We start from the raw sequence: 21,897 nt of genomic DNA, 5'->3' as shown, positions 1-21,897 counted from the left end.
CCCCCAGCAGATCTCTAGCGCGCACGCCCCGGAGGCGCCGACGACGTCGACCGCCCAGCCCGTCTGGTGCTCGCTGTGACCCGGCCGCGCGCTCGTCGCATCCGCCCCGGCCTGCCCGCGGGTCGAGACCCAGCCGGCGTACACGCCGACCTGCGTCTCGTAGGAGCGGTACGCGCTCTGCACGGCGAGCGCGAGCCCCGCCTCCGCCGACGCCGCGGCGACGAGGGCGACGAGGGCGTCGGCCGTCGCCTGCCGCATCGGCTGGCGGTTGACGTAGCGGACGTCCGGGTACACGAGATCAGCCGGGATGTAGTCGACCGGGTTCAGCGTCCTGAGCTTGTTCACGACGACCCACACGCTCGCCGGGTCGTCGACGGAGTTCGCGGCGAGGTCGATCCCGGGGGTCTCGGTGGGCGTCGGCTCGGCCGGCGCGGTGGTCTCCGTCGCCGTGGGCTCCGGCGCGGCGGTGGCGGACGGGGTCGCGCTCGGCGTCCGCGTCGGCGGGAGTGACGGTGAGCCGGTCGGCGCCGGGCCGCCGCGGCCGGCTCCGATCGCCGCGCCCACGCCGAACGCGGTCGCTCCGGCGGCGGCCGCCACGGTGCCGATGACGAGTGCGCGCCGGCGCACCGGGCGCCCGCCCGGGGTCTCGTTCTCGCTCGAGGTCATCCTCCGAGCCTAGACGCGGGCCCCGCGGACCTCGCGGACACCGCCCGGTCGCCGCCCGGTCGCCGCCGCGTCCTCCACGCGGGACTCCCATATCCTCTAAGGATTCACATCAGCGACTCCCCTAGCTTGAGTGACAGCACCGTGACCCTCCGGATCCGCCCCCTCGGACCCGCATCGGCGGTCCCGGCGACGAAAGGACCCCATGCTCCGACCCCGCCTCGCTCCCGCGGTCCCTCTCGCGGCCCTCGCGCGCACCCTCGAGATCCCCGCCGACGATCTCCTCGAGGCCGACGTCACCGGCGTGACGCTCACCGCCTCCGATGTCGAGCCCGGCGATCTGTTCGTCGCACTGGCCGGTGTGAACCGCCACGGTGCCGAGTTCGTCGCCGAGGCCCGCGAGCGCGGCGCCTCCGCCGTGATGACGGACGGGGCCGGAGCAGAGCTCGCCCGCGCCACCGGACTGCCCGTGCTCGTCGTCGAGGACCCCCGCGCCCGCCTCGGAGCCGTCGCGGCCGCCGTCTACGGCACGGCCGAGCGCGCTCCCGTGCTGTTCGGCGTGACCGGCACGAACGGGAAGACCTCGACGGTCCACATGATCGAGGGCATCCTCCGCCAGCTGGGCGTGGTGCCCGGTCTCAGCTCGACGGCCGAGCGCCACATCGGCGACACCTCGATCACGAGCGGACTGACCACGCCCGAGGCGACCGAGCTGCACGCACTGCTCGCCCGGATGCACGAGGAGGGCGTCGGCGCCGCGGCCATCGAGGTCAGCGCCCAGGCCCTCACCCGCCACCGGGTGGACGGAGTCGTCTTCGACGTCGCCGGCTTCACGAACCTCAGCCACGACCACCTCGACGACTACGGCGACATGGAGACGTACTTCGCGCAGAAGGCGCAGCTCTTCCAGCCCGACCGCGCCCGTCGCGCCGTCGTCTCGCTCGACTCCCCCGCCGGCGCCCGCATCGCCGAGACGGCGGGTGTCCCGGTGTCGACGATCACCTCGCTGCCCGGCGTCGAGGCCGACTGGACGGTGACGATCCTCGAGCAGGAGTTCGGCCGCACCGGCTTCCGCATCCAGAACCGCGAATCGCGGGCGATCACCACGTCGGTGCCGATCATCGGCGCGCACATGGCGGCCAACGCGGCGCTGGCCATCGCGATGCTCGTCGAGTCGGGCCGACCGCTCGGCGAGATCCGCGCGGCGCTGCACCGTGACGGCGGGGTCGACGTCTCGCTCCCCGGCCGCACCGAGCGCGTCTCGGGCGAGCGCGGCCCGACCGTCTACGTCGACTTCGGCCACAGCGCCGACGCCTTCCAGCACACGCTCGAGGCGGTGCGGGGCGTGACCCGCGGCCGCGTGATCATGGTGTTCGGCGCCGACGGCGACCGCGACACCCTGAAGCGCCCCGCGATGGCCGAGGCCGCGGTCTCGGGCAGCGACGTCCTCGTCGTGACCGACCACCACCCGCGCTTCGAGGACCCCTCGTCCATCCGGCGCACGCTCGTCGACGCGGCCCGCGCGGCGAGGCCCGACGGCGAGATCCACGAGGTCGACGACCCCAAGCGCGCCATCCGCGTGGCCGTCTCGCTGGCCCAGGAGGGCGACTCCATCCTCTGGGCGGGCCCCGGCCACCAGAACTACCGCGACATCCAGGGGGTGCGCACGCCCTACTCGGCCCGGGCCGAGGCCCGTGCCGCGCTCCGCGAGGCCGGCTGGGCCGAGGAGCCCGCGGCCGACTCCGAGTGACGCGGGGACGCGCCTCCTGAGATCCCGTTCAGGCTCGCCGCCGGGGCCTGGAGGCGCGTCCTCGCGCGGTGTAACTTTGCGCAGCACGCAACGTTCGCGGCGGTCCGCCGTGCCCTGAGGGCGTCCGCCTCACGAGGGGACACCCATGGCCGACTCCGCCGCTCGACAGCCCGAACCCACGCCCTCCGGCGCGGTCATGACGCACCGGCAGATCCTCTTCGTGATCTTCGGGCTGATGGCGGGCATGTTCCTGTCCTCGCTCGATCAGACGATCGTCGGCACGTCGATGCGCACCATCGCCGACGACCTCGACGGGCTCTCGCAGCAGGCGTGGGTGACGACGGCGTACCTGATCGTCTCGACGATCGCGACTCCGATCTACGGGAAGCTCTCGGACATCTTCGGCCGCCGACCGCTCTACCTGATCGCGATCGTCCTGTTCCTGATCGGGTCGCTGCTCGCCGGGTTCGCGACCTCCATGCTCGGACTCGCGGGCTTCCGCGCGGTCCAGGGCCTGGGCGCCGGCGGCCTCATGTCGCTCGCCCTCACGGTGATGGGCGACATCCTCCCGCCGCGCGAGCGCGCCAAGTACCAGGGGTACTTCCTCGCCGTCTTCGGCGTCTCGAGCGTCGTCGGCCCGCTGATCGGCGGACTCCTCGCCGGCACCCCCGAGATCCTCTTCATCACCGGCTGGCGCTGGGTGTTCCTGATCAACCTGCCGATCGGCGCCGTGGCGCTGGTCATCGTGCTCCGCTTCCTGCACCTGCCCAGGCCCGCCGGCGTGCGCTCCGTCCGCATCGACTGGTGGGGCGCGGCGCTCGTCGTCCTCGCCGCCGGTCCGCTCCTGCTGATCGCCGAGCAGGGGCGCGAGTGGGGCTGGGGCTCCCCGATCGCCTGGGTCTGCTACATCGTCGGCGCGCTCGGCATCGTCGGCTTCATCGCGGCAGAGCGGATGATGGGCGACGACGCGCTGATCCCGCTCAAGCTCTTCCGCTCGCCGACCTTCTCGATGGCGACCGTGCTGGGCGTCCTCGTCGGCTTCGGGATGTTCGGCGGCATGATGACCATCCCGCTCTACCTGCAGCTGGTGAACGGAGCGACGCCCACGGAGTCGGGCTTCCTGATGCTGCCGATGATCCTCGGCCTCATGATCGCCTCGATCGTCTCGGGCCAGATCATCTCGCGCACCGGGCGCTACCGCGCGTTCCCCATTGTCGGGACCTTCCTGATGTCGGCCGCGTTCTTCTACTTCACCTTCGTCTCCATCGACAAGCCGGTCCTCTTCATGATGGGCGGCATGCTGCTGCTGGGGCTCGGCCTCGGCCAGATGATGCAGACGCTGACCCTCGCGTCGCAGAACTCGGTCGACGTGGCGAACATGGGAGTCGCGACGAGCGCCTCCACGTTCTTCCGTCAGATCGGCGGCACCCTGGGCACCGCGGTGATCTTCTCGGTGCTGTTCACCCGCATCCCGGACACGATCGGGGCCGCCTTCCGGAGGCCTGGGATCGCCGCCGACCTGCAGACCGCTCTCGCCGACCCGACCGTCCTCGCCGATCCCGCCAACGAGAAGATCCTCGGCCTCCTCCAGTCCCAGGACACCTCGGCGATCGGCTCGGCCCTCGACGGCGACACCTCGTTCCTGAACACCGCCGACCGCGCGCTGTCGGCGCCGTTCCTGACCGGCTTCAACGACGCCACCGTGACCGTCTTCTCGGTCGCCCTCGGCGTGGTCCTGCTCGCCTTCGTGCTGTCGTGGTTCCTCAAGACGCCGCCGCTGCGCGCGAAGTCGGCGATGCAGGAGGCGCACGACCTCGCCGCCGACGACGAGCGCGCCGAGGAGCTCCGTCGGACCGACCCGCAGCTCGCCGCCCGGGCGGGCGCGGATCTCGCCGCCGGCAGCATCGAGCCCGACGTGCGGACCGACCCCGTCCGCACGACTCCGACCGCGCCCGACGACCGGCGGAGCTGAACCGTACCGGCGCCGCCCCGAGATCACGGCGCTGCGCCGGTACGGCCGCGAGAGAGCGCTCCATCCGAAGCCGTAGGATGGCCGTACCAGCCGAAGGAGTCGCCCATGAGCGTTGCCCGCATCCCCGCCACCGAGTCGCCGAGCCTCGCTGAGCAGACCGCCCGGGCCGAGCGCCTCGCCGTGCGCGACTGGCCCGTGGGCTTCCTCTGGGGGTCCGCGACGGCCGCCGCCCAGATCGAGGGCGCGGGGCACGAGGGCGGCAAGGAGGACAGCATCTGGGACGCGTTCTCGCGCGTCCCCGGCGCCGTCGCGAAGGGCGACACCCCCGAGGTCGCCGTCGACCACTACCACCGCATGCCCGCCGACGTGCAGCTGATGAAGGAGCTGGGCCTGGGCTCGTACCGCTTCTCGGTCAGCTGGTCGCGGGTGAAGCCGGGCGACCGCTCCGTCAACGCCGAGGGACTCGACTTCTACTCGCGCCTCGTCGACGAGCTGCTCGGAGCGGGGATCCTGCCCTGGCTGACCCTCTACCACTGGGACCTCCCGCAGGCCGTGGAGGAGACCGGGGGCTGGACCAACCGCGACACCGCCGAGCGCTTCCGCGACTACGCCGAGACCGTCTACGAGAGCCTCGGCGACCGCGTCCAGCACTGGACGACCTTCAACGAGCCCTTCTGCTCGACCCTGCTCTCCTACGGCGCCGGAGTCCACGCCCCCGGAGTGATCTCGCAGCAGGCCGCGCTCGCCGCGGTCCACCACACGCACCTCGCCCACGGCCTCGCGGTCTCGACGCTGCGGCAGCTCGGCGCGCAGAACCTCGGCATCACGCTCAACCTCTCCAACGCCGTCCCCGACGACCCCGAGGACGAGGTCGACCTCGACGCCGCCCGCCGCTTCGACGCGCTGCAGAACCGCATCTTCCTCGACCCGCTGCTGCGCGGCGAGTACCCCGAGGACCTCCTCGAGGACGTCGCGGGCCTGGGCCTGGACGAGCTGATCGTCGACGGCGATCTCGACCTGATCTCGCTGCCGCTCGACTTCCTCGGCGTGAACCACTACCACGACGACAACGTCTCCGGTCACCCGCTCCCCGCCGGCGCCGAGGACTTCGCCGCCGCGACCGATCGCGAGACCGCGTCCCCGTTCGTCGGCTCGGAGTTCATCACCTTCCCCAGCCGCGGCCTGCCGCGCACGGCGATGGACTGGGAGGTGCACCCCGACGGGCTGCGCTACCTGCTGACCCGCCTGGGCCTGGAGTACGAGAACCTCCCCCCGCTGTACGTCACCGAGAACGGCGCCGCGTACGACGACGTCGTCGAGGACGGCCGCGTGCACGACGTCGACCGCACCCAGTACGTGCTCGACCACGTCGAGAAGGTCGCCGACGCGATCGACCAGGGCGCGGACGTCCGCGGCTACTTCGTCTGGTCGCTGCTCGACAACTACGAGTGGGCGTGGGGCTACGAGAAGCGCTTCGGCATCGTGCGCGTCGACTACGAGTCCCAGGAGCGCACGATCAAGGATTCCGGTCTCGTCTACTCCCGCCTGATCGGCGGCTCGTCCGCCTCGTTGCTGGACTGAGCCGTGGTCGACGGTTCGGCGGGACGGGAGCCGGGGCGCTCCCCCACCCTCGAGATGGTCGCGGCGCGCGCGGGAGTGTCGCGCGCGACTGTCTCGCGGGTCGTCAACGGCGCCCCGCAGGTCGCGGCCGACATCGTCGCCGCGGTCGAGAAGGCGATCGGCGAGCTCGACTACGTGCCCAACCGGGCGGCGCGCATGCTCGCCTCCCGCCGCACCCACTCGATCGCGCTGATCGTGCCGGAGTCGACGGCGCGCGTCTTCGCCGACCCGTTCTTCGCGTCGATCGTGCAGGGCGCCGCCATGCACCTCGCCGACACCGACTACACGCTGTCGATGCTCATCGCGTCGGAGTCCAACGGCGAGAAGACCCGCCGCTACCTCCTGGGCGGCAACGTCGACGGCGCCCTGGTGGTCTCGCACCACTCGGGCGACCACTCCTACGCGGCGCTCGCCAACTCCCTCCCGATCGTCTTCGGCGGCCGGCCGCTGTCTCCGGAGGAGCGCGGCTCGTACTTCGTCGACGTCGACAACGCGGAGGGGGCGGCCGACGCGACCGCGCACCTGATCGAGCGCGGTCGCCGCCGCCTCGCCACCATCGCCGGCCCGGCCGACATGCCCCCGGGTGTCGACCGCCTCGTGGGTTGGCGCCGCACCCTGGCCGACGCGGGCCTGGACGACTCCCTCGTCGAGTGGGGCGACTTCTCGCCCGACAGCGGCCGCGAGGCGATGCGCCGCCTGCTCGAGCGCGATCCCGGCATCGACGGGCTCTTCGCCGCCAACGACCAGATGGCCGTCGGCGCGTACGAGGCGCTGCGGGAGGCGGGCCGCCGCGTCCCCGAGGACGTCGCCGTGGTCGGCTTCGACGACGACATGTACGCGCGCACCGCGGTGCCCGCCCTCAGCACCGTCCGCCAGACGCCCGCCGAGCTCGGCGCGCGCATGGCCGAGCTGCTGGTCGCGCGCATCGAGGGACGCCCGGTCGAGCACCGGACGCTGATGCCCACCGAGCTGGTCGTCCGCGCCAGCTCGTGACGCCGCTCGTGCGGGATGACCGCACTCCGCTCGGTGCTCGTTCCGCTGCGCCGGGAAGTGCGCGCCGGGGTGGGCACCCTCGACTCCGCAGAAGTCGTCGTACTCGGCCTCCAGTACGACAACTTTTGAGGAGCCGATCCGGCCCACCACCCCGACTGCGCAGAAGTTGTCGTCTTCGACCCTCGAGTCCGACAACTTCTGAGGACTCGACGTCCGGCGGTTCGAGCTCAGGGATCCGACTGCCGGGGATGCGACTCCTGAGCACCCGATCTGCGCGGGGTCGAGCGTGACCTCGGCCGGTGCCGACGCGGTCATGGGCGCCAGCCGTGCGCGCGCAGTGCCGCATCGATCTCGGCGATGGTACGCGCCCGGCCCCGGCCGAGACCCTCGGCTCTGACCACGACCTGAATCCAGCCCGCGAGCTGCAGAGCGAGGCTCCGCTCCCGGTCGCGCGCGTACTGGGCGTCGTCGCTCTGATGGTGGCTGCCGTCGTACTCGGCCAGTACCTCCCAGCGCACGAAGCCCAGGTCGCCTATGGCGATCAGCCGGCCTCCGTGGACGATCTCCACATTCGTCTCGGCCGGTGGGAATCCCGCCTCGAGCGCCACCGAGCGCAGCCACGTCTCGCGCCGGGATGCCGATGCAGTGGAAGCCAGCCGCAGCGTCTCCTGCAGGAGCACCTTCCCCCGACCGGCGTACCGGTCGAGCCGCTCCTCCAGCTCTGCGATCGTGGCGTAGGGCCGCGGATCGGTCCTCGATTCGAACCGGGGGACGAACAGCAGGTGATCCGCTGCGGCGAGCAGGTCTCGCGGTGGCAGCAGCCCGGCGAGCAGGATCCAGGTCGTCGCGGGATCGGTGACCGGAAGACCACGACGTACCAGCACTCGTGTCCACTCCGGACGCAGGACGTGTCCGACCACTCCCCTGGTGCGCGGCGGCCGGCGAGGCGCTGGCGCCGATACGTGGATCGGGTCGTCGGCGAGGGCGAGCGAGGGCAGCGGAACACCCCAGATCCCCGCCGCCGTGAGGTGGGAGAAGTACTGTCCACGTCTCAACCGCGGAAGGTAGGCGCGAGCGCGCTCCTCGTGCGTGACCGGTGCAACACGCGTCCGCACGCCGTGGAACGGCTGCGCGAGGAGAGGTGAGCGCAGCTGCGCGTCGGTCGTGCCCTCAGCGAGCGCGGTGCGTCGGGTGAAGGCACCCAGGTCATTCGATCTCATGCCCCCGAGGATGGCGCCTGCCCGACCGTCCCACCGCCCGGCACCACCCCCCTGCGGACAACTCCGTTGTCGTCACACTGGGGAGGGCTGGTCGGCCTGCCGAGTCCTCAGAAGTTGTCGTACTCGAGCTCGAGTACGACAACTTTCGCGGACTCGGCGCCCGCGCCCCTCAGAGGAACAGCGGCGCCGGGTCCAGCGTCGCGAAGCGGCGGCGCATCACCGCGACCGCGTCCGCGTGCGAGTCGATCAGCACGAAGCGCCGCCCGAGGGCGTGCGCGACCGCCCCGGTCGTGCCCGAGCCGGCGAAGAAATCGAGCACCGCGTCGCCCTCGCGGCTCGACGCCTGCACGATGCGCCGGAGGATCCCCTCCGGCTTCTGCGTCGGGTAGCCGGTCTTCTCGCGGCCCGTCGGCGACACGATCGTGTGCCACCACACGTCGGTCGGCCGCTTGCCCCGCTCGGCCTTCTCGGGGGTCACCAGTCCGGGCGCCATGTAGGGCTCGCGGTCGACCGCGACGGAGTCGAAGTGGTAGCCGCGCGGATTCTTCACGTACACCAGGATCGTGTCGTGCTTGGTCGGCCAGCGCCGCGTCGCCTTGGCCCCGTAGTCGTAGGCCCAGATGATCTCGTTGAGGAAGCACTCGCGACCGAAGAGCGCGTCGAGAAGCACCTTGGCGTAGTGCGCCTCGCGGTAGTCGAGGTGGAGGTAGAGGGTGCCGTCGTCGGCGAGCAGGCGCCAGGCCTCGGCCAGCCGCGGCTCCAGGAACGACCAGTAGTCGTCGAAGCGGTCGTCGTAGCGGAGCAGGTCGCCGCGGATCCGCTCGTAGCTGCGGCCCTTGAATCCCGCGATCGTGCCCGTCGCCGAGCGCACCGAGGTCGTCGAGGTGCGCACCTGCGCGCGCCCGGTGTTGAAGGGCGGATCGAGGTAGACGACGGTGAACGCCCCGTCGGCCAGCTGCGGCAGCACCTCGAGGTTGTCGGCGTGGATCACCGCGCTCCGCGACTCCGGCACGCCGTCGGCGATCGGGAGGGTCGGGGGCATCCGGCAATTCTGCCAGGGCGAGGGAGCGCTCCCGACACGCCCGCCCGCCCGGGAGGACGCTGAACGGCCTCGACCGGTCCCCGGCGTAGAGTGCTGCGATGACTTCCGAGGTGCGTCACGACGAGGACGAGTCCAGGTACACGCTGTGGGTCGACGGCGAGAACGTCGGGGTCGCCGACTACGCGGTCCGAGGGGCCGACATCGTCTTCCTGCACACCGAGATCGCTCCCGAGCACCGCCACGAGGGGCTCGGCGACCGCCTGGTCGAGGCGGCGCTCGACGACGCGCACGAGCGCTTCGGCGCCCACATCGTGCCGACGTGCCCCTTCGTCGCCGAGTTCATCGCCGCGCACCCCGACTACCAGGAGCTGCTCGCGAGCTGAGCCCGCTCGATCCGCCCGCCCGCGTCAGCGGAGGCGGCGCGCCCCGCTCGTCCGCGTCAGCAGAGGCGTCGCGCCCCGCTCACGGGACCCGGCGCAGCCACTCCGGGGTCGAGTACTTCGTCCGCACCAGCTCCTCCGCCTCCGCGTACTCCGCGTCGGTGAGGTCTCCCGGCGTCCCGCCGTGCAGGCGCACGAAGGTGTCCTTCATCCGCTCGATGATCTCGGCGCGGCTGAGCCCGGTCTGGCTGCGCAGCGGGTCGACGCGCTTCACGGCGGAGGCGATGCCCTTGTCGGACAGCTTCTCGCGGCCGATGCGCAGCACCTGCACCATCTTCTCGGCGTCGATGTCGTAGCTCATGGTGACGTGGTGCAGCACTGCTCCGGAGCCCAGGCGCTTCTGCGCGGCTCCGCCGATCTTGCCCGAGGGCGAGGTGATGTCGTTGAGCGGCTGGTAGACCGCGTCGATGCCGAGCGACTGCAGCGCGCTGATCGTCCACTCGTCCAGGAACGCGTAGGAGTCGGCGAAGGTCAGGCCCTGCACCAGGTCGCCCGGCACGTAGATCGAGTAGGTGACGACGCTGCCCGCCTCCATGAACATCGCCCCGCCGCCCGAGATGCGCCGCACGACCTCGACGCCGTACTTCTCGGCGTTCTCGAGATCGACCTCGTTGCGCAGCGACTGGAAGCTGCCGATGACGACGGCCGGCTGGTCCCACTCCCAGATCCGCAGGGTCGGCTCGCGGCGGCCCTCGCCGACAGCGGCGGTCAGGACCTCGTCGAGCGCGAGGTGCATCGCCGGCGAGACGGCCTTCGCGTGCACGATCCGCCAGTCGTAGTCGCGCCAGCTCGTCGCCTTCTGCAGCGAGCGGCGGATCGCGACCGCCACCGCCTCGGGCGTGAAGCCCAGCAGCACGGCGTCCGAGGGCAGCGCCGCCCGGATCGCGGCGGCGATCGTCTTGGCGTCGCTCTCCTCCGGCAGTCCGACGACGGCGCGGTCGATGTCGTCGAGCGCGGTGTCGGGCTCGAGGAAGAAGTCGCCCGCGAGGCGGAAGTCGGCGAACCGGCCCTCGACCACCTCCAGGTCGACGACCACGAGCTTTCCGCCGGGGACCTTGTACTCGCCATGCATGGGGCCAGCCTAGGCGCGAGCGGCGGCGCCGGGTGGTGCGTCGAAGCGCTCGTCGAGCCAGGCGACCACATCCGCCGTGACCTCGACCCGGTTGAGCTCCTGGAACAGCTCGTGCCGGGCCTCCGGGTACACCCGGACCGACACGTCGGTGAAGCCGGAGCGCCGACGGTAGGCGCGGGCGAGGGCCTGCACGGACCGCTCCCCGCCCAGCGTGTCCTCGGCGCCGATGACGATGAGCAGCGGCAGCGGAGGAGTGATCCTCCGCGCGGGCCGGCCGACCAGCCGCAGGGTCTCGATCACCCCGACCCGCTTCGCCAGCGGATCGGTGAAGGTCAGCTGGTCTTCGTGGAACAGCTGCCAGACGGCCGGATCGCGCGAGAGCCACTCGAGGCCCAGGCCGCCGGGCTGCCGGTGCCGGCGGGTGAGGTCGCCGCCGTTCATGAAGCCGGGCAGCCGGTAGGCCGTGCCGCTGAGCACGAGGGCCGCGTAGTCGGAGGAGTGGTGGTCGACGATCCGCTGCGCCATCAGCGAGCCCCAGGAGTGGCCGAGCAGCACGATCGGCAGCCCGGCGTTCTCGGCGGCGAGCTCGCGCGTCAGGCGGTTGATCGCCTCCTCCGTCGCCCGCAGGCCGCCCGGACCCAGGCGCCCCAGCTGCGACGCGTCGCCGCCGTGCTGCTGCAGGCCCGTGCGCCCGTGCCCGCGGTGGTCGTCGGCGGCGACGGCGTAGCCCGCCGTCACCAGAGCCTGGGCGAGCTCGAGGTAGCGGCCCGAGTGCTCGCCGACGCCGTGCGCGATCTGCACGAGGGCGCGGGGCGCGGGGTGCGACCACCAGCGGTAGTGGATGGTCACGCCGTAGGCGTCGTCGAAGGTCCTGTCGACCGCGGTGTCCGGCATGGCACCAGTGTGGCCCACCGGCCGCTCAGCGCCACGGCGGACCGGAGAACTGAGAAGATACTCACGATCGAGGCGGAGCCACCGCCTCGCCGTCGGCGGATCGTTACGGTTCTCATCGACTCACGGCGCCTCCGACGCCGGTCCCCCCCACCCCTTCTCGAGCGAGGCCTCCCCCACTGATGACCGTATCGCCCCTGATCTGGACCCTGACGATCGTCTTCATCGTCCTGCTCCTGCTCTTCGACTTCTTCTTCCACGTGCGCAAGGCGCACGAGCCCACGCTGAAGGAGTCGGCGCTCTGGTCGGCCCTGTACGTCGGCATCGCCGTGCTCTTCGGCCTCGGCGTCCTCGTCTTCGGCGGACCGACCCCCGGATCGGAGTACTTCGCGGGCTACATCACCGAGAAGGCCCTCTCGGTCGACAACCTGTTCGTCTTCCTGATCATCATGGCGAGCTTCAAGGTGCCCCGCGCCGACCAGCAGAAGGTGCTGCTCTTCGGCATCGTCTTCGCCCTGATCGCCCGCACCGGCTTCATCTTCCTCGGCGCCGCGCTGATCAACTCGTTCGCCTGGGTCTTCTACGCGTTCGGCCTGATCCTGCTCCTCACCGCCTTCAACCTGGTGAAGCCGGGCGACGAGCACTCGGGCGACAACATCATGGTCCGTCTGGCCAAGCGGATCTTCAAGACGAGCGACACGTACGACGGCGACAAGTTCTACACGACCGTCGACGGCAAGCGCGTCCTCACCCCGATGCTCCTGGTCATGGCCGCGATCGGCGGCACGGACATCCTGTTCGCCCTCGACAGCGTGCCCGCGATCTTCGGCCTCACCAACGACGTCTTCCTGGTCTTCACCGCGACCGCGTTCTCGCTGCTGGGCCTGCGCCAGCTGTACTTCCTGATCGACGGCCTGCTCGACCGCCTGGTCTACCTCAGCTACGGCCTCGCCGCGATCCTCGCGTTCATCGGCGTGAAGCTGATCCTGCACGCGCTCCACGAGAACACCCTGCCGTTCATCAACAACGGCGAGCACGTCGAGGTCTTCGAGATCGGCACCGGCCTCTCCCTCACCGTGATCATCGGAGTGCTGACCGTCACGGTCATCGCCTCGCTGGTCAGCCCGAAGGGCCGCCGCATGGCCAAGGAGGCCGCCGAGCGCCGCCGCGTCGAAGCGGAGGCGAACGCAGGGCACTGATCCGTCTCGTGCGCCGCGCAGCGGCGCACCGCGCTCGGCCTCTCTGCGCGGAACGGTCCCGCAGAGCGTCCTGCGTCCGCCTACGGCGATCCGCCGGCACGCGGATCACCTGTTCGGCTCCCACCCTGTGACGAAGCCCCTCCGGAACCACGAGTCCTGAGGGGCTTCGTCCTTCCCGGAGCAGGCGCTCACTTCGCGCGGTACCGGTGCTCCGGTCGGCCCGTCGAGCCGTAGCTCAGGGTCATCTCGACCAGCCCGCGGCCGGCCAGCCCCGAGAGGTAGCGCTGAGCCGTCGCCCGCGAGATCCCCGCGCGCTCCGCGACCTCCAGCGCCGAGAGCTCGGAGGCCGACTCCGTGAGCCGGGCGAGCACGAGCTGCTCGGTGGCCGAGCGCGAAGGGCCGGCCGCGGCCGCGTCGCCCGAGTGCAGGATCCGCAGGGCCCGCTCCACCGCCTCCTGGTCGGCCGCCCGGTCCTCGCGCAGCACGTTGCGGAACCGCACGTACGCGTCGAGCCGCTCGCCCAGCAGTCGCGCGTCGAACGGCTTGATCAGGTATCCCAGCGCGCCGGCGTGCAGCGCGCGCCGCACGGTCGCCCCGTCCGAGGCGGCGCTCACGACGAACGCGTCGGTGTCGAGCTCGCGCAGGAGTGCGATCCCGCTCTGGTCCGGCAGGTGCACATCGAGCAGCAGCAGATCCGGAGCGGAGTCGAGCACCGCCGCCCGCGCCGCCCGCGCCGTGTGCACCGGTGGCAGCGCGCGCAGCCCCTGCCGCCCGTCGACCAGGTCGGCGTGCAGCTGCGCGACGCGGAAGTCGTCGTCCACGACGAGCACCGTGCGCTCCTGCGGGTCGGTCATCGCTCCTCCCGGGTCTCGGGCGGACGCACCGCGCCCGGCAGCCGCGCGCAGAGCACGGCGCCTCCGCTGCCGCCCCCGGCGTCCGCCAGCCAGACGGCTCCTCCGCGCCGCGCCGCCACCTCGCGGCAGAGCGGCAGCCCGAAGCCCCGGCCGTGCACGCGGTCCTCGTCCCCGTCGTCCTCTGCGGGTCCGCGGTCGAAGAGCGTCTCCGGATCCGCGACGCCGTCGCCGCTGTCGGCGACCGTCACGAACAGCGTGTCCCCGTCGTCCAGCAGCTCGACCTCGACGAAGCGCACGTCGCGGGCGCCGAGCGCTGCCGCCCGCACCGCGTTGTCGACCAGGTTGCCGACCACCGTCGCGACGTCCTCCGGCTCGACGACGACGCCGCGCACGAGCGTCTCCTCGCCCAGGGTCAGCAGCACGCCGCGCTCGGCCGCCTCGATCCCCTTCGCGCCCACGAGCGCCTGGAGGTACGGCTCCTGCAGCCGGTCGGCGTGCTGCACGGGGTACTTCAGCGGTCCGCGGGTCAGCACCTCGTCGAGGTAGTCGCGCGCCGACTCGGTGCGGCCGGCGTCGAGCAGGCCCGCCACCACGTGCAGGCGGTTGGCGAACTCGTGCCGCTGCACGCGCAGCGCGTTGGTCATCGAGCCGACCGCGTCCAGGCGGCGGCTGAGCGCCGCGACGTCGGTCCGGTCGCGCAGCACGACGACGACGCCGAGGTCACGGTCGCCGCGGGTCACCCGGCGGATGTCGACGTAGACGATGCGCGAGTGCACGACGAACCCCTCCGCTCCCGCCGACCGGGCCCGCTCGGGCGAGCGCAGCGCGGCCGTGATCGCGTCGGCCAGCGGCGTCGGGAGATCGAGCTCGGCCAGGGTCAGCCCCTGCAGCGCGCGCCCGGACGGATCGTCCGAGCCCAGGATCGCGGCGGCGCGCGCGTTGCAGACGCCGACCCGTCCGTCGCGGTCGAAGGCGAGCACGCCCTCGTCGACCCCGTCGAGCACCGCGGCCTGGTCCTGCACGAGCGCGGTCAGCTCCTCCGGGGCCAGACCCAGGGTCAGCCGCAGCAGCCGACGGCGGATGAAGACGGAGGCGACCACGGCGAGAGCCAGCGCCGCGACGGCCGCCGCGACGACTCCGAGGAGCGCCCTCGGCAGGTCGTCGAAGACGCTCGAGCGCGCGAAGCCGATGCTCACCTCGCCGACCACCCCGCCGCCCGCGGCAGCGAACACGGGCACCTTCGCCCGGGCCGACTCCCCCAGAGTGCCCGTGCCCCACGACACGCTCTCCCGCCCGGCGAGGGCCTCGGTCGCGCTCGTCGAGACGACCTCGCCGAGCCGGTCGGGGTCGGGGTGCGCGAGCCGGATCCCCTGGTCGTCGGTGATGACCACGAAGAGCGCCCCGGTGCGCTCCTCCACTCCGGCCGCGAGGTCCTCGAGCGGGCCGGAGCGCAGATCGACCGCGTCCGGCGTGCCCGGGTCGGCGGAGTAGCCGCCGACGGCCGAACGCACGTCCGGATCCTCGGCGACGGTGCGGGCGATGGCGAGCGCCGTCTCCTCCGCCTCGCCGCGCAGCTGCTGCACGCTGAGGGCGGTGACGAGCCCGGCGCAGACGAGGACCGCGGCCGAGACGGTCGCGAGCTGCAGCACGAGCACGTGGGTCGCGAAGCGCATGCGCCGCCTCCTCACTGCGCAGAATGCGCAGAACCCACACTATGCGCAGATCACGCGCTAATGAGCGATACCCGGGTAGCGCCGCCGAGCGTCCCTAGGGTTCTCAGGACCCGGAGAGCGCCGCCTCGGCCGGAGCGCTGGACGCACGACGACGAAGGAGTCAGCAGTGTTGGTAGTACTCGGATTCACGATGATCCTGGCCTTCATGGCCCTGATCATGACCAAGAGGCTCACGCCGATGGTCGCGCTGATCGTCGTCCCCACGATCTTCGGCCTCTTCGCGGGCGCGGGCCTGGGCATCGGCGACATGGTCATCGAGGCCATCGGCAGCCTGGCCCCCACGGCCGCCCTGCTGATGTTCGCCATCATGTACTTCGGCATCATGATCGACGTCGGCCTCTTCGATCCGCTGATCCGCTTCATCGTCCGCGCCCTCGGCGACGACCCGGCCAAGGTCGTGCTCGGCACGGCGCTGCTCGCCGGCGCGGTCTCCCTCGACGGCGACGGGTCGACCACCTTCATCGTGACCACCGCGGCGATGCTGCCCATCTACCTCCGCCTGGGCATGAACCCGGTCGTGCTGACCTGCGTCGCGGGTCTGGCCAACGGCACGCTGAACATCGTCCCCTGGGGCGGCCCGACCGTCCGCGCCGCCGCGGCCCTGCAGGTCTCGCCGAGCGAGATCTTCGTGCCGATGCTCCCCTCCCTCGCGGTGGGCCTGGCCGTCACGCTCGTCTTCGCCTGGATGCTCGGACTCGGCGAGCGCCGCCGTCTCGGCTCGCTCGCCCTGGCCGAGCCCATGGTCGAGCAGGAGCTGGTCGGCGCCGGCCGCACCGGCGGGCTCGCCGCCCTCACCGGAGGCATCCGCACCGTCGCCCGCGAGAGGTTCTCGTTCCTCCGCGGTCCGGAGTCGCTGCGCGGCGCCCAGGTCGCCGTCGCCGCCCGCGTGCAGGCCGACGACGCCGACACCGCCATGGCCGACACCATGCTCGACCCCGAGCGCGAGACCCTGCGCCCGAAGCTCATCTGGGTGAACCTCGCCCTGACGCTGATCGTCATGACCCTGCTCGTCGCCGACATCCTGCCGCTGCCCTACGTCTTCATGGTCGGCTCGGCCGTGGCCCTGCTGATCAACTTCCCGAAGATGAAGGACCAGGCGTCCGAGATCGTCAAGCACGCGCCGAGCATCGTCGGCGTCGTCTCGATGGTCCTCGCCGCGGGCGTGCTCATCGGAGTGCTGAACGGCACCGGCATGGTCGACGCGATGGCCGAGTGGGTCGTCGACGTGATCCCGCCGGCGCTGGGCCCGTTCCTCGCCGTCATCACCGGCGTGCTGAGCATCCCGATGACGTTCTTCATGTCGAACGACGCCTTCTACTACGGCATCCTCCCGGTGCTCGCCGAGAGCGCCGCGAACTACGGCATCGACCCGGTCGAGATGGCCCGCGCCTCGATCACCGGCCAGCCCGTCCACCTGCAGAGCCCGCTCGTCCCCGCGATCCTGCTGCTCGTCTCGCTCGCCGCGGTCAACCTCGGCGACCACCACCGCAAGGTGCTGTGGCGCGCGGTGATCGTGTCGCTGGTGATGCTGGCGGTCGGAGTCCTGGTCGGAGCGATCCCCTTCGGCTGATCCGCCGCAGCACCGCCGCAGAACCTCAGCCGGAACGACTCGTCGCGCGCCGTCGCGGCTGACGGGCCCTCCCGGCTGAGGTTCTGCCGTGCAGGGGCCGAGCACCGGCGGCGCGCGTCGTCAGCGGGGCTCCGACGTCGACCGAGCGGGCGGATCCGCGGCCGCGCTCTCGCAGACGCGCGTCGACCGCGCCAGGTGGTACCGCCGTTCTCGATCCACGTCTCGAGGAGGGGCGACCCGGCGACGGGCTCGAAATGCATGTCCGGCCACCAGGCGGCCCGCTCCAGGGCGAGGAACCGCCACACGGTCCCGGCGGGCGCGGAGATGCCGGTCCGCACGCGCACCGAGTCGAGGAGCACGCTGTCGACCCCGCCGAGACCGGCCGGCCCTAGACCGCGACGTCCGCCCGCTCCGCCTCGCGGGTGCCCGCGTAGACCTCGCGGTCGATCTCGTCGTCGGCGTTCGCGACGAGCATCGCGACGAAGGTGTCGCCGTTGACGTTCAGGAAGGTGCGGAAGATCCCGGTGAACCAGTCGACCGCGATCAGCAGCCCGACCGCCTGGATCGGGAGGCCGAGGGTGGTCGCGAGGAACAGCGCGACGACGGGGAACCCGCCGGGGACCGTGATGGTGCCCATGTTCAGCAGGATCGCGAGGCCCATCCCGAGCAGGATCTGCCCGGGCGAGAGCGCGACGTCGCCGGCCTGCGCGAGGAAGAGGACGACGATCGTGTAGTTCAGCACCGCGCCGTAGGAGCCCATGGTGAGCCCGATCGACAGGGTGAAGTCGGCCACCCGGCGGCTCACTCCCACCTTCTCGACGGTGTTGCGCAGCACGGTCGGGAAGGTGACGGCGGAACTGGTGGTCGTGATCGCGATCACCGTCTGCTCGGCGAGCTTGCGCGGCAGGCGGCGCGGGTCCAGGCGGGTGCGCACCGTGACGACGACGACGAACACGACCGTGAGGATCAGCACGCCCAGCAGGGTCGTGCCGAGGTACGCGAGCGCGGTCGAGACCACGGCGAGGCCGACCTCGCCGGTGAGCGCGGCGAGCAGGGCGAACACTCCGATCGGCGCGATGCGCATCACGAGGCGGATGAGGACCAGGAGGATCTGCTGCAGCTGCTCGAGGCCCTTCAGCACGAGGGTGTTGCCGGTGGAGGTCGCGTAGCTGTTCAGGGCGATGCCGAACAGGAGCGAGAACACGATGATCGGCACCATCGTCGCCGTCGACATCGAGGCGATGATGTTGGTCGAGAAGAACCCGAGCAGGGTGTCCTGCCAGCCCGCGGCCTCGGCCGCCGACTCCTCGAGCGCCGGGTCGAGCTCGCCCGAGAAGGTCGCGCCCGCGCCGGGCTGCAGCAGCAGGCTGAGGCCGACCGCGACCGAGGCGGCGACGACCGAGAAGCCGATCATCCAGCCGAACGTGCGGGCGGCGAGCCTGCCGGTGCCGACCCCGCCCATCGAGCCGGTCGCCACGATCACCGACGCCATCACGAGCGGCACGATCGCCATCTGGATCAGACGGATGAAGATCTGGCCGACGAACTCGAGGTTCCCCGCCCACTCCCCCGCGATCAGGCCGAAGACGATCCCGGCGACGGCCGCGAGGCCGATCCGGGTCGCCGGGTTCTTGAGGACGCTGAGCTTCATGAGGACTCCGAGGACGAGGGCGGACGGCCGGGGCCGAAGTGGTAGGACCAATCAATCGCACCGGTGTTGCGCCCGCGCTTCGCCCGTGTTTCGAGTGCGTGACGGCCGCCGGCCCCGTGTGATGATCGGAGGGTCCGCCCCGCATCCCGGGGCGCAGGAAGGGCAGTCCGTGGTCGAGACCTCCGCCGCCGAGACGGTGCCCGCCGTCGTCGTCCGGCACCTCGAGGGCCAGATCGCCCGGGGCAGGCTCCTCCCCGGCGCCCGGCTCGATTCGGAGCGGGCGATCGCCGCCGAGCTCGGGGTCTCGCGCACCGCCGTCCGCGACGCGCTCGCCCGGATGGAGGCGGCCGGCCTCGTCGAGCGCCGGCAGGGCTCCGGCACCCGCGTCAGCGCGATGCCGCCCGCGGAGCGGCTCCTCGCCTCGGGCCTCGAGCGGCACCTGTCCGACCTCGCCCACTCCGCCGAGCTCCGTCGTGTACTGGAGCCCGAGACCGCCCGACTCGCGGCCCTCCGCGCGACGCCGGAGGACCTGCACGCACTCGAGGACGTCCTCGACCGCGCAGCGGGCTGCGACGATCCCGACCGCTCGGTGCTGCTGGACGTCGAGTTCCACGTCGGCGTCGCCCGGCTCACCGGCAACCCGCTCCTGGTGACGATGAGCGACCTGACCACCTCGTGGACCGTCGAGGCGCGGCTCTACTCCCACCTCGAGGACCGCGGGCGCACGGCCTCGCTAGCGGGCCACCGCAGGATCCTCGACGCGCTGGCCGCCGGAGACGGCGAGTCGGCCGCGCTCGCGATGCGCGAGCACCTGGGCGAGATCGAGACGATCATCGCCGAGGTCGTCGCCCCCTGACTCCGCTCAGCCGAGCAGCGGCGCCAGGTTCTCGGTCCAGACGTCGACGCCGAGCTTCACGATGAGCGCGCCGACCACCGCGAGGAACGCGATCCGGATGAAGCGGCTCCCCTTGGCCACCGCCATGCGCGACCCCAGGTAGGCGCCCGCCACGTTCGCGAGGCCCATGAAGAGGCCCAGCACCCAGATCACGTGCCCGCCGGGGACGAAGTAGAGCAGCGCCCCGAGGTTCGTCGCGACGTTGACGATCTTCGCCTTGGCGCTGGCGAGGAGGAAGTCGTAGCCGAGGGCGGTGATCAGCGCGATGATCAGGAACGTCCCCGTGCCGGGGCCGATCAGTCCGTCGTAGAAGCCGATCACCAGGCCCAGCACCGCCGCGGTCGCCAGGTGCCGCCGCCCCGCGTGCTTGAGCGCGGTGACGCTGCCCATCGTCGGTCGCGCGATCGTGACGACGGCGACGACGATCAGCGCGACGACGATGATCGGCTTGAAGACGGAGGAGGGCAGCAGCCCCGCGAGCGTCGCGCCTCCGTAGCTGCCCGCGAGGGCGACCGCCGCCATCGGCAGCGCCGTGCGGAGGTCGGGTCTGGCCCGCCGGAAGAACGTGATCGCGCTGGTCGTGGTGCCGAAGATCGACGCGAGCTTGTTGGTGGCCAGCGCCTGCACCGGCGAGATCCCGGGCACGAGGAGCAGGGCGGGCAGCTGGAGGAGGCCTCCGCCGCCCACCACCGCGTCGATCCAGCCGGCCGCGAAGGCCGCGAGGACCATCAGCGCGATGATCGGGAGACCGAGGTCCGAGGTGAAGTCCAGCATCGCTTCGGAGCGTACTGGAGCGCTCCCACCCCCTCGACCTCCCGCCCGGGCCGCCCTAGGGTCGGCGGCATGCGATTCGGACTCTTCATCCCCCAGGGCTGGCGCCACGACCTCGTCGGCATCGACCCCGCCGACCAGTGGCGCACCATGAACGACCTCGCCCGGCACGCCGATGCCGGCGCCTGGGAGTCGATCTGGGTGTACGACCACTTCCACACCGTGCCGGTGGTGACCGAGGAGGCGACGCACGAGGCGTGGACGCTCATGGCGGCCTTCGCAGCCACCACCTCGCGCGTCCGCCTCGGCCAGATGTGCACCTGCATGTCGTACCGCAACCCCGCGCACCTCGCCAAGATCGCCACGACCGTCGACGTGGTCTCGGGCGGCCGCGTCGAGATGGGCATCGGCGGTGGCTGGTACGAGCACGAGTGGCGCGCCTACGGCTACGGGTTCCCCCGCATCGGGGAGCGGCTCGGCCGGCTCGACGAGGGCGTCCAGATCATGCGCCAGGCGTGGACCACCGGGTCCGCGACTCTCGACGGCCGCTACTACACCGTCGACGGCGCGCAGAACCGGCCGCTGCCGCTGCAGGAGGGCGGTATCCCGCTCTGGGTCGCGGGCGGAGGCGAGAAGGTCACCCTGCGCATCGCGGCGCAGTACGCGCAGTACACGAACTTCGCCGGCGCTCCTGAGGCGTTCGATCAGAAGAGCGAGGTGCTGCGCGCGCACTGCGAGCGCCTCGGCACCGACTTCTCGGCGATCACCCGCAGCGCCAACTACAACGTGATGATCGGCGAGACGGAGGCGGAGGTCGAGCGGGGCCTGCAGCGCCTCGAGGAGCGGGTCGCCCCGTTCCTCGGCGCCGAGGCCGCCGCGTCGTTCGTCGCGGAGTACCGCTCGCCCGAGGCACTCGCCGTCGGCACCCCCGGGCAGATCGTCGACCGGCTCGCCGACATGGCCGCGCGCGGCATGGACTACGGCATCTTCTACTTCCCCGACGCGGCGTACGACCGCTCGGGGATCGAGCTGTTCGAGCGCGAGGTCCTGCCGGCCCTGGCGTGAGCGGGCGGATCGGAGGCGGTGCCTACGCCTCCGATCCGCACTCCGCAAGTCCCTGCGGCGCCCCCGCACCCCCGCCTACGGTCGGAGCATGGACGCACAGGACATCCGCTGGAACGACGAAGCCCGCAGCAAGATCCTCGAGGACTCGGACCGTGTCCTCCGCGAGGCGGTGCTCGATCTCGCCCAGAGCAAGAAGGGCGAACCCTGGGAGGACGTCTTCGCCGAGCTGAACGCCCGGCTGAAGGACCGCTTCATCGACTTCGAGCCCGGGCCGGACCTCCGCAAGTACGCCGAGGCCGTCTCGGCCGGAGAGATCGGGACCGGCTCGTGAGCGGCTCGCCGGACGACGCGGCGCTGACCGACGACATCGACTCGATCAAGGCCCTGGGCGAGGGCCGGATCGGCGAGACCGCCGGCCCCGAGGACGTCGAGCACGAGCTGTCCCCCGAGGAGGACGCCGCGATCGAGGACGAGCTCAAGCACCGGGGCTGATCCC

20 protein-coding genes are annotated in these 21,897 nt (G+C 71.9%); 11 read left to right on the top strand and 9 right to left on the bottom strand.

The features are described from left to right. On the bottom strand, nt 1-666 hold a 666-nt coding region (locus tag IOC53_RS09710; RefSeq protein ID WP_207405179.1), incomplete at its 3' end, for a D-alanyl-D-alanine carboxypeptidase family protein. 202 nt (nt 667-868) lie between these two features. On the opposite strand from IOC53_RS09710, the gene IOC53_RS09705 reads away from it, so the two are divergent. The 4 genes from IOC53_RS09705 (at nt 869) to IOC53_RS09690 (ending at nt 6,998) form a co-directional block, all read left to right on the top strand. Further along, nucleotides 869-2,413, top strand: a complete 1,545-nt coding sequence (locus IOC53_RS09705; protein WP_207405177.1) for a Mur ligase family protein — start codon at nt 869-871, stop codon at nt 2,411-2,413. A gap of 145 nt (nt 2,414-2,558) precedes the next feature. Continuing rightward, nucleotides 2,559-4,385: an MDR family MFS transporter gene (locus tag IOC53_RS09700; RefSeq protein ID WP_242683143.1), complete on the top strand. Its 1,827-nt coding sequence runs from the start codon at nt 2,559-2,561 to the stop codon at nt 4,383-4,385. A gap of 105 nt (nt 4,386-4,490) precedes the next feature. Beyond that, nucleotides 4,491-5,966 (top strand): GH1 family beta-glucosidase, encoded by a 1,476-nt coding sequence (locus IOC53_RS09695; RefSeq protein ID WP_207405175.1) that lies wholly within the window; start codon nt 4,491-4,493, stop codon nt 5,964-5,966. Between the two features lie 54 nt (nt 5,967-6,020). Then, nucleotides 6,021-6,998: a LacI family DNA-binding transcriptional regulator gene (locus IOC53_RS09690; RefSeq protein ID WP_207405192.1), complete on the top strand. Its 978-nt coding sequence runs from the start codon at nt 6,021-6,023 to the stop codon at nt 6,996-6,998. A gap of 311 nt (nt 6,999-7,309) precedes the next feature. Here IOC53_RS09690 and IOC53_RS09685 read toward each other — a convergent pair whose 3' ends face one another. Together IOC53_RS09685 and IOC53_RS09680 are read right to left on the bottom strand one after the other, a co-directional pair. Then, entirely contained in the window at nt 7,310-7,882 is a 573-nt protein-coding gene (locus IOC53_RS09685) for a hypothetical protein (protein WP_207405173.1), read from the bottom strand. 505 nt (nt 7,883-8,387) lie between these two features. Beyond that, nucleotides 8,388-9,260, bottom strand: a complete 873-nt coding sequence (locus IOC53_RS09680) for a site-specific DNA-methyltransferase (RefSeq protein WP_207405171.1) — start codon at nt 9,258-9,260, stop codon at nt 8,388-8,390. A gap of 98 nt (nt 9,261-9,358) precedes the next feature. Here IOC53_RS09680 and IOC53_RS09675 point away from each other — a divergent pair, with 98 nt between their 5' ends. After that, complete coding sequence (locus IOC53_RS09675; RefSeq protein WP_207405169.1) at nt 9,359-9,643, top strand: GNAT family N-acetyltransferase; 285 nt, start codon at nt 9,359-9,361, stop codon at nt 9,641-9,643. 79 nt (nt 9,644-9,722) lie between these two features. On the opposite strand, the gene IOC53_RS09670 is transcribed toward IOC53_RS09675, so the two are convergent. Beyond that, on the bottom strand, nt 9,723-10,772 hold the full coding sequence (locus IOC53_RS09670) for a biotin/lipoate A/B protein ligase family protein (RefSeq protein ID WP_207405167.1): 1,050 nt from the start codon (nt 10,770-10,772) through the stop codon (nt 9,723-9,725). Between the two features lie 9 nt (nt 10,773-10,781). Then, complete coding sequence (locus IOC53_RS09665; protein ID WP_207405165.1) at nt 10,782-11,666, bottom strand: alpha/beta fold hydrolase; 885 nt, start codon at nt 11,664-11,666, stop codon at nt 10,782-10,784. Between the two features lie 179 nt (nt 11,667-11,845). On the opposite strand from IOC53_RS09665, the gene IOC53_RS09660 reads away from it, so the two are divergent. Continuing rightward, the gene (locus IOC53_RS09660; RefSeq protein ID WP_207405163.1) at nt 11,846-12,862 is read left to right on the top strand and encodes a TerC family protein; all 1,017 of its coding nucleotides are present in this window, start codon (nt 11,846-11,848) and stop codon (nt 12,860-12,862) included. A 188-nt stretch (nt 12,863-13,050) separates the two neighbouring features. On the opposite strand, the gene IOC53_RS09655 is transcribed toward IOC53_RS09660, so the two are convergent. Both IOC53_RS09655 and IOC53_RS09650 read right to left on the bottom strand, forming a co-directional pair. Continuing rightward, the gene (locus IOC53_RS09655) at nt 13,051-13,716 is read right to left on the bottom strand and encodes a response regulator (protein WP_055786834.1); all 666 of its coding nucleotides are present in this window, start codon (nt 13,714-13,716) and stop codon (nt 13,051-13,053) included. Then, nucleotides 13,713-15,389 (bottom strand): ATP-binding protein, encoded by a 1,677-nt coding sequence (locus IOC53_RS09650; RefSeq protein WP_207405161.1) that lies wholly within the window; start codon nt 15,387-15,389, stop codon nt 13,713-13,715. Before IOC53_RS09650 ends, IOC53_RS09655 begins: the two co-directional genes overlap by 4 nt. A gap of 190 nt (nt 15,390-15,579) precedes the next feature. Between IOC53_RS09650 and IOC53_RS09645 the strand changes: the two genes are divergently transcribed. Continuing rightward, nucleotides 15,580-17,019 (top strand): CitMHS family transporter, encoded by a 1,440-nt coding sequence (locus IOC53_RS09645; RefSeq protein WP_207405190.1) that lies wholly within the window; start codon nt 15,580-15,582, stop codon nt 17,017-17,019. Between the two features lie 388 nt (nt 17,020-17,407). Here the strand turns inward: IOC53_RS09645 and IOC53_RS09640 are convergent, their stop codons facing one another. After that, nucleotides 17,408-18,670, bottom strand: a complete 1,263-nt coding sequence (locus IOC53_RS09640; RefSeq protein WP_207405159.1) for a dicarboxylate/amino acid:cation symporter — start codon at nt 18,668-18,670, stop codon at nt 17,408-17,410. A gap of 169 nt (nt 18,671-18,839) precedes the next feature. Between IOC53_RS09640 and IOC53_RS09635 the strand changes: the two genes are divergently transcribed. Then, nucleotides 18,840-19,526, top strand: a complete 687-nt coding sequence (locus IOC53_RS09635; protein WP_207405158.1) for a FadR/GntR family transcriptional regulator — start codon at nt 18,840-18,842, stop codon at nt 19,524-19,526. 6 nt (nt 19,527-19,532) lie between these two features. Here the strand turns inward: IOC53_RS09635 and IOC53_RS09630 are convergent, their stop codons facing one another. Continuing rightward, nucleotides 19,533-20,339 (bottom strand): TSUP family transporter, encoded by an 807-nt coding sequence (locus IOC53_RS09630; protein WP_207405156.1) that lies wholly within the window; start codon nt 20,337-20,339, stop codon nt 19,533-19,535. Nucleotides 20,340-20,408: 69 nt separating this feature from the next. Between IOC53_RS09630 and IOC53_RS09625 the strand changes: the two genes are divergently transcribed. The 3 genes from IOC53_RS09625 (at nt 20,409) to IOC53_RS09615 (ending at nt 21,893) form a co-directional block, all read left to right on the top strand. Continuing rightward, complete coding sequence (locus IOC53_RS09625) at nt 20,409-21,401, top strand: LLM class F420-dependent oxidoreductase (protein ID WP_207405154.1); 993 nt, start codon at nt 20,409-20,411, stop codon at nt 21,399-21,401. Nucleotides 21,402-21,489: 88 nt separating this feature from the next. Next, nucleotides 21,490-21,732, top strand: coding sequence for a hypothetical protein (locus IOC53_RS09620; RefSeq protein WP_207405152.1), 243 nt, complete (start codon nt 21,490-21,492; stop codon nt 21,730-21,732). After that, the gene (locus tag IOC53_RS09615; RefSeq protein WP_207405150.1) at nt 21,729-21,893 is read left to right on the top strand and encodes a hypothetical protein; all 165 of its coding nucleotides are present in this window, start codon (nt 21,729-21,731) and stop codon (nt 21,891-21,893) included. The genes IOC53_RS09620 and IOC53_RS09615 overlap by 4 nt, the downstream gene beginning before the upstream one ends. Nucleotides 21,894-21,897 lie beyond the last annotated feature (4 nt).

It is taken from the genome of Rathayibacter sp. SD072 (assembly GCF_017355185.1).
In the GTDB taxonomy this organism is placed as follows: Bacteria; Actinomycetota; Actinomycetes; order Actinomycetales; family Microbacteriaceae; genus Rathayibacter.
This window is presented reverse-complemented; position numbering and strand designations above follow the sequence as displayed.

Bases quoted from the DNA above. Each gene is read 5' to 3' on its own strand.
- IOC53_RS09705 (WP_207405177.1), top strand. From the start codon at position 869: ATGCTCCGACCCCGCCTCGCTCCCGCGGTCCCTCTCGCGGCCCTCGCG.
- IOC53_RS09700 (WP_242683143.1), top strand. From the start codon at position 2,559: ATGGCCGACTCCGCCGCTCGACAGCCCGAACCCACGCCCTCCGGCGCG.
- IOC53_RS09695 (WP_207405175.1), top strand. From the start codon at position 4,491: ATGAGCGTTGCCCGCATCCCCGCCACCGAGTCGCCGAGCCTCGCTGAG.
- IOC53_RS09690 (WP_207405192.1), top strand. From the start codon at position 6,021: ATGGTCGCGGCGCGCGCGGGAGTGTCGCGCGCGACTGTCTCGCGGGTC.
- IOC53_RS09680 (WP_207405171.1), bottom strand. From the start codon at position 9,260: ATGCCCCCGACCCTCCCGATCGCCGACGGCGTGCCGGAGTCGCGGAGC.
- IOC53_RS09675 (WP_207405169.1), top strand. From the start codon at position 9,359: ATGACTTCCGAGGTGCGTCACGACGAGGACGAGTCCAGGTACACGCTG.
- IOC53_RS09670 (WP_207405167.1), bottom strand. From the start codon at position 10,772: ATGCATGGCGAGTACAAGGTCCCCGGCGGAAAGCTCGTGGTCGTCGAC.
- IOC53_RS09665 (WP_207405165.1), bottom strand. From the start codon at position 11,666: ATGCCGGACACCGCGGTCGACAGGACCTTCGACGACGCCTACGGCGTG.
- IOC53_RS09660 (WP_207405163.1), top strand. From the start codon at position 11,846: ATGACCGTATCGCCCCTGATCTGGACCCTGACGATCGTCTTCATCGTC.
- IOC53_RS09655 (WP_055786834.1), bottom strand. From the start codon at position 13,716: ATGACCGACCCGCAGGAGCGCACGGTGCTCGTCGTGGACGACGACTTC.
- IOC53_RS09650 (WP_207405161.1), bottom strand. From the start codon at position 15,389: ATGCGCTTCGCGACCCACGTGCTCGTGCTGCAGCTCGCGACCGTCTCG.
- IOC53_RS09645 (WP_207405190.1), top strand. From the start codon at position 15,580: ATGATCCTGGCCTTCATGGCCCTGATCATGACCAAGAGGCTCACGCCG.
- IOC53_RS09640 (WP_207405159.1), bottom strand. From the start codon at position 18,670: ATGAAGCTCAGCGTCCTCAAGAACCCGGCGACCCGGATCGGCCTCGCG.
- IOC53_RS09630 (WP_207405156.1), bottom strand. From the start codon at position 20,339: ATGCTGGACTTCACCTCGGACCTCGGTCTCCCGATCATCGCGCTGATG.
- IOC53_RS09625 (WP_207405154.1), top strand. From the start codon at position 20,409: ATGCGATTCGGACTCTTCATCCCCCAGGGCTGGCGCCACGACCTCGTC.
- IOC53_RS09620 (WP_207405152.1), top strand. From the start codon at position 21,490: ATGGACGCACAGGACATCCGCTGGAACGACGAAGCCCGCAGCAAGATC.